This is a genomic window from Streptomyces sp. NPDC028991 (assembly GCF_055564775.1).
The window spans coordinates 74,460-80,691 of the sequence record NZ_JBVHVP010000023.1; the positions used below are offsets into that span (position 1 = coordinate 74,460).

Annotated in this window: 7 protein-coding genes; 2 read left to right on the top strand and 5 right to left on the bottom strand. The window is 70.8% G+C overall.

The features are described from left to right. Positions 1-19: 19 nt before the first annotated feature. The 5 genes from ACZ4V1_RS30440 to dapA all read right to left on the bottom strand — a co-directional run bounded on the left by ACZ4V1_RS30440 (position 20) and on the right by dapA (position 4,321). Positions 20-718, bottom strand: a complete 699-nt coding sequence (locus tag ACZ4V1_RS30440; protein WP_468342447.1) for a hypothetical protein — start codon at positions 716-718, stop codon at positions 20-22. Positions 719-981: 263 nt separating this feature from the next. After that, the gene (locus ACZ4V1_RS30445; RefSeq protein ID WP_468342450.1) at positions 982-1,515 is read right to left on the bottom strand and encodes a SigE family RNA polymerase sigma factor; all 534 of its coding nucleotides are present in this window, start codon (positions 1,513-1,515) and stop codon (positions 982-984) included. 85 nt (positions 1,516-1,600) lie between these two features. Beyond that, positions 1,601-2,290, bottom strand: a complete 690-nt coding sequence (locus ACZ4V1_RS30450) for a hypothetical protein (RefSeq protein WP_468342452.1) — start codon at positions 2,288-2,290, stop codon at positions 1,601-1,603. A gap of 204 nt (positions 2,291-2,494) precedes the next feature. Further along, positions 2,495-3,247 carry a DUF899 family protein gene (locus tag ACZ4V1_RS30455; protein WP_468342454.1) on the bottom strand — a complete coding sequence of 251 codons (753 nt, stop codon included), beginning with the start codon at positions 3,245-3,247 and terminating at the stop codon, positions 2,495-2,497. A 159-nt stretch (positions 3,248-3,406) separates the two neighbouring features. Then, positions 3,407-4,321: a 4-hydroxy-tetrahydrodipicolinate synthase gene (gene dapA / locus ACZ4V1_RS30460; protein ID WP_468342457.1), complete on the bottom strand. Its 915-nt coding sequence runs from the start codon at positions 4,319-4,321 to the stop codon at positions 3,407-3,409. 71 nt (positions 4,322-4,392) lie between these two features. Here dapA and ACZ4V1_RS30465 point away from each other — a divergent pair, with 71 nt between their 5' ends. Further along, the gene (locus ACZ4V1_RS30465) at positions 4,393-5,343 is read left to right on the top strand and encodes a LysR family transcriptional regulator (RefSeq protein WP_468342460.1); all 951 of its coding nucleotides are present in this window, start codon (positions 4,393-4,395) and stop codon (positions 5,341-5,343) included. Positions 5,344-5,485: 142 nt separating this feature from the next. Beyond that, on the top strand, positions 5,486-6,142 hold the full coding sequence (locus ACZ4V1_RS30470) for a hypothetical protein (RefSeq protein WP_468342462.1): 657 nt from the start codon (positions 5,486-5,488) through the stop codon (positions 6,140-6,142). Positions 6,143-6,232: the final 90 nt, after the last annotated feature.

The window sequence follows — 6,232 nt, forward strand, 5'->3', positions numbered from 1 at the left end:
CTGATCCTCGGCAACGGCTTCAGTCCCAGTACGTCTCGTGGGTCAGCCGGTTGCCCTGTCCGTCGAAGGTGTCGACGGACGCGATGGTCTCTCCGTCGGCGATGGGCAGGGCGAACGCACGGTAGGAAGTGCCGGGCAGCGTCACCACCCGCGTCGTGCGGACCGTACCGCCGTCCAGGGTGAGCCGGGCCGTGGCCGTTCCCGAGGCGGGGTTGCCGACGAAGATCCGCGTCCCGGACGTTCCCTTTCCGGACAGGCTGTGCAGCCCGGCGGCCTCGACGGAGTCGGCCTCGCCGTCCACGACGGAGCAGCCCGCCCAACGGCCCGCCTGGTGGTCGACCTGGACGCCACCGATGAAGACCCGCCGGCAGAGCAGCGAGAGGTCTTGTGGCCGGGAACCGCCGCCGAAGCCGGAGCTCTCGTCGGCGTCGCGGTCGGCCTTGTCGCCGGCGCCGGCGCCGGTGTCGGTGTCGGTGGAGGGAAAGCCGTCCGGCGCGTCCGGATAGAACGTCAGCGTCACCGACCACTTCTTGCCGTCGATGCTGCCGGAACGGACCACCCGGCTGCGTTCTCCGGCTTGCGACGCGTCGGGAACCGGCGAGCTGGTCGGGGACGAGGCCGCGGGGTGCGGGCCGTCGTCCTGCGGCGGGCCGGCCAGCAGCGGCAGGACGACGGTTGCCGTGACCGCGGCCACCAGCGCCCCGGCCGCCGCGGTCACGGTGGTGCGGCGCGACCTCCGGGCCCGGGCACCGTCCAGGATGGCCTGCACAGGTGCTGGCCCGGGCACCTTCCGCCCGGCCGCCCGGGCCAGCGCATGCCGCACATCCGGTGCGGAATCGGCGGCGTGCAGGGGGCCGAGCCGGTCCGGCACGGAAGCGCCCGAAGTACCCGAAGTACCCGAAGTACCCGAAGTACCCGAAGCGCCCGAAGCGCCCGAGGCACTTGAGGTATCTGGTTGCCCGCCGGGTGTGTGGGGGGCGGTCATGCGGCACCTCCGAGATCCGCGCGGTCGTGCGCTGCCAGCGCGGGGTGTGCCCGCAGCTTGGCGAGAGCGCGGGAAGCCTGGCTCTTGACCGTGCCGGGCGTGCAGCCGAGCGTCCGTGCCACCTCGCCCACCTCGAGGTCCTCCCAGTAGCGGAGGACGACCACGGCACGTTGCCGTTCGGGCAGTTCGGCCAGGGCCTCCATCAGCACGTCGCGCTCCTCCAGACGTTCGGCCTCGCCGGACCGCTGCGGACGGTCCGGTAGGAGAGGGGTGAGCAGGTGGACGACTCGTCTGCGGCGGTGGCGGCTGCGGTTGTTGTTCACCAGCGCGCGCCGCACATAGGCGTCGGCGTCCTCCCGCCGCACCCGGTCCCACCGTGCGTACACCTTGATCAGCGTTGTCTGCACCAGATCTTCCGCCTCGTGGAAGTCGCCGGTCAGCATGTAGGCGGTCCTGACCAGGCGGCTCCAGTAGGCCGAGGTGAACGCCGTGAAATCGCCTTCGGCATCGTGGGCCGGTCCGAGGTGCACGAAGAGTCTGTCCCTGCGGGTGTGTGGGCGGGCAGGAGGCACGGGTCCGGTCCCCGGGTGCGGGCGGCACCCGGGGACCGATGGGTCAGTCCCAGTACGTCTCGTGGGTCAGCCGGTTGCCCTGTCCGTCGAAGGTGTCGACGGACGCGATGGTCTCTCCGTCGGCGATGGGCAGGGCGAACGCACGGTACGAGGTCCCCGGCAGCGTCACCACGTCAGCGGTACGGACCGTACCGCCGTCGAGCGTCAACCGGGCCGTGGCCGTACCCGAGGCGGGGTTGCCGACGAAGATCCGCGTCCCGGACGTGCCCTTGCCGGTCAGACCGTGCAGCCCGGCACCTTCGACGAAGTCGTCCCGGCCGTCCACGACGGAGCAACCCGCCCACGGCCCCGCCTGGTGATCGACCTGGACCCCGCCGATGAACACCCGCTGACAGAGCAACGCGGGATCCTCGGGCCGGGAGCCACCGAAGCCGGAGGTCCAGTCGACGGAGGGGAAGTCCTCCGGAACCTCCGGATAGAACCGCAGCGTCACCGACCACTCCTTGCCGTCGATGACTCCGGAGCCGACGGTACGGGGCGCGGTCCGCTGTTCCTCGTCCTGCGCGTGCCGAGGCGGGTGCTGCTCCTCCCGCACGGCTGACTGCGTCCGCAGCCCCGTGCCGGACGCGTCACCGGACACCTCGTCGGCCGCCCAGGCACCGGCTGCCGGTGTACTGACCATGATGGCGGCCGCGCCGACGGCGACCGCGAGCTTCTTGATGCTGCTGGACACGTTGCTCCTGCGGGAAGTGGGGTCAATGGACCGGAGGGCGCCTCTCCACCCACTCCTACTCCCGCCGTCCGCCCGGGGGTTGCACGCGACGGCAGATCTCCTGGCTGCCGCTCAGTCGAGCAGTCGAAGGCTCCGGGCATGGCCGGCCTCGGGCCGGCAGGAAGCCCGCCACCAGGCGAGATCACCTCACGTAACGAACCACTGCTAGGTCAGCTCGTCGGAGCGGCCGGCCTCGACGCGGGACCATTGGGCGATGGGGCGCCCGTTCGTACGCCACACCTCGGGGTTCTCGGCGGAGTACCAGGGCTGGGGCCAGCCGCGGGGGGAGTCCTCCCACGCTTCCTGGCGTCCGTAGACGGTCATGTCCAGCAGCCCGTGGGTGGGCGCCATGACCTCGACGCCGCGACCGCCGGTGTAGTACGTCTCGAACACCCGATTCCCGTCGCGGACGTAGCAGACGAGGTGGTGACGCTGCCAGTCACGGCCCTCCAGGAGCTGCGGTGCCGTCTTGTCGACCGAGTACCACGGCATCTCCAAGCCGAGGAAGTCGCGGTAGCGGACACTCTCTTGGTAGGGGCCCTTGCAGAGCGTGGCGTACGTGGCGTCGCGGGAGTGAATGTAGGACAGCTCGCGGACCTGACTGTTGAAGAAGGTGCAACCCTCGCACTGCCCGGCGGCGGGTTGTCCGGGCCACCAGGCGTGGAAGTAGGCGATGAGCTGCTTGCGGCCTTCGAACACGTCGAGGATCGTGATCGGCCCGTCAGGGCCGACGACTTCGATGGTGGCATCGACCTCCACCATCGGCAGCCGCCGCCGCGCCGCCGCGATCGCGTCTCCTTCACGGGTGTGCGCCTTTTCCCGTGCGAGCAGAGCTTCCCTCGCCTCCTGGTACGTCCTTCTGTCCACCACAGGCGGGAGGGCCGGGCTCGGTGATTGATCGTTCACGAGCGTCTCCATTCGCTTTTGGGGAGGCTCCCAAGAGGTCACGTGAACCCACAATGCCCACCAGGCCGCGCCGCACTCGCGGGCGCCACGCAGCAGCCCTTCGGCGGCTCGCTCATTCGGTCCAACAGCCGCGCACCGACGACGTGCACGCGATCAGGCCACGTGCCCGTGTCAGGCCGCGGTCTCTTGGGTCCTGGCGGCGGCCAGGCTCACCGCTCGTTGGACCGAACCGGCGGAGGCGGCCAGCAGCGGCAGCCGGACGGCCGGGCTGGGGATACGGCCCTGGGCGTGCAACACCCCTTTGAGTACCGTCGGGTTCGGCTCGGCGAAGAGCGCGGCGGACAGCCGGGCCAGCTCGGCTCCCAGCCTGCGGGCCGGTCCGGTGGCGTCGCGCTGCCACAGCGAGATGAGCTCGGCGTAGTCAGCGGTGCGGACATTGGCCGACGCGAGGATGCCGCCGTGGGCGCCCGCCGCGAGCAGCGGTGAGATGACGGCGTCATCGCCGCCGAGCACCGCGAAACCCGGAGTCGACGAGCCGAGCAGTTCCACCGCGGCTGCGTCGATCGCACCGGTTGCGTACTTGACCCCGACGACCTGCGGCAGGCGCCTGAGCGCCTTCAGCGTGCTGGTGCTGAGGGGCTGACCGGTGCGGTACGGAATGTCGTAGACGACCAGCGGCAGGCCCCCGTGTTCGGCGAGTGCCGTGAAGTGCGCCAGTGTTCCCGCCTCGCCGGGCCGGGTGTAGGACGGCGTGGGAACCAGCACCGCGGCGACGTCACGGCTCCGGGCGAGCTCCCGCAGTGTCGTGATGGCGGCGGCGGTGTCGTTCGTGCCGACGCCGACGATCAGCGGAGCCCCGTGTGCCCGGCAGGCGGCCGAGCAGATGCGGACCACGTCGCGCTTCTCCTCGGTGGTCAGCGTGGCCGCCTCGGCGGTGGTGCCCAGGGCGACGAGTCCGTGAGCGCCGCCGGCCGACAGCGCCTCGTCGGCGAGGCGGGCGAGCGCGTCCGGGGCGAGGCGCAGGTCGTCGGTGAACGGGGTCACCAAGGGGACAAACAGGCCGGTGAGGTTCGCTTCGCGCGTCATGCGCCCAGCCTGACCGACACGGACCCAGTAGATCCAGTTCATGTTTCTTCGTCTATGCGTAAGCTCACCTTATGCTTGATGTCCGACGTCTCCACCTGCTGCGCGAACTGGACCGACGCGGCACCATCGCGGCCGTCGCCGAGGCACTGACCTTCACTGGCTCGGCTGTCTCCCAGCAGCTGAGCGTGCTTGAGCGCGAGGCGGGCGTACCCCTGCTGGAACGAAGTGGCAGACGGGTGGTGCTCACCCCCGCGGGCCGCACCCTCGTCACCCACGCCGACGCCGTCCTCGAACGCCTCGAACTGGCGGTCTCCGAACTGGCCGGGGCACGCGAGGGGATCGGCGGGCCGCTGCGGATCGGGACGTTTCCCTCCGGCGGCCCCGCGATCGTGCCCGGCACGCTGGCCGAACTGGCCCAGCGGCACCCCGCGCTGGAACCGATGGTGCAGGAGATCGACTCGGCGCGGGTCTCCGACGGCCTGCGCGCCGGCGAACTCGACGTGGCCCTCGTCCACGACTACGACTTCGTGCCCGCGTCCCCGGACACCACGGTCGACCAGGTGCCCCTGCTGGAGGAGCCGATGTACCTGGCCACGGGTGCCGCCACCGACACCGATCCGGCAAGAGGTCCCGCCGCCCGCGGTGACACGCTGGCGGAGCTGCTCGGGCCGTGGGCCACGGCCCCATGGATCACGGCCCGGGACGGTACGACCGGCCACGTGATGGCTGTCCGCGCCTGTCAGGCGGCCGGTTTCCAGCCGCGCATCCGTCATCAGGTCAACGATTTCCGTACGGTTCTGGCCCTGGCCGCCATCGGGCAAGGCGCCGGATTCGTACCGGAAATGGCCACTGCGCACGCCCCCGAGGGGGTGGTCCTGACCCGGCTGCCGCTCTTCCGCCGCTCGAAGGTCGCCTTCCGTGCGGGTGGCGGCACCCACCCGGCGATCGCGGCATTCGTGGCGGCGGCGCGAACGGCGGTGGGCGCCACGGGCCGTGCCTCCATGATGGCTTCAGGGAGTTGAGTCGCGGGTCTCATGCTCGACGATCTTGGCCGGCAGGGCGTCCGGAGCCGGGCCGCACACCGTTCCAGCACTCCCGCGACGACCAGCTGAAGCAGTACCTCGTCGATGTGATCGCCCTCTTCCCTCGCGATACGGTGCTGTCATGTCTCGATCAGTCGAACCCGGATCAGTCTTGTCTCCCGTCACCGCGGACGACGTCGACCTTGCCGTGCGGCTCGCCGTGGGCATCCTTCGGGACGCACCCCCGGAGGGGTGGGGCGGTAAGGCCGGTTCGCTGGAGTGGGACTGCTGGGAGACCGTCGAGCACCTCGCCAACGACCTGTTGTACTACGCCGTGCAACTGGGGCCGCGGAGCCCGCCGCTGGACACCCATGTGCCTTTCGCGTTGAGCCGGAAGAGGCCGGACGGACCCATGGTCTTCGTCTACGCGGAGCGTGATGCGGGCCCGGCTGGCCTCGTGCAGGTGCTGGAGGCGTGCGGCGCGCTGCTGGTCGCCATGGTGCGTACGACGCCGTCCCGGGTCCGCGCGCACCACGCCGCCGGGGTCTCGGACCCCGAAGGCTTCGCGGCGCTGGGGGTGCAGGAAACGCTGGTGCACATGCACGATGTGGCGGAAGGCTTCGGGCTTGCCTGGGCCCCGCCCTCCGCTCTCTGCTCGCGGGTGCTCGCCCGGCTGTTTCCAGAGGCTCCGGGCGGCGCGGATCCCTGGCTCACCCTTTTGTGGGCCACCGGCCGCGCCGAACTGCCGGGGCGCCCTCGTCTCACCACGTGGCGCTCGGACAGCACACCGCGGTCCTAGGAGTCGTCTTCAAAGGTGCTCAAGTGATGAGGGATCATGCTTGTCGTGGTGCGTCGTCATGAGCTTTCGGATGCTGAGTGGGCTGTGTTG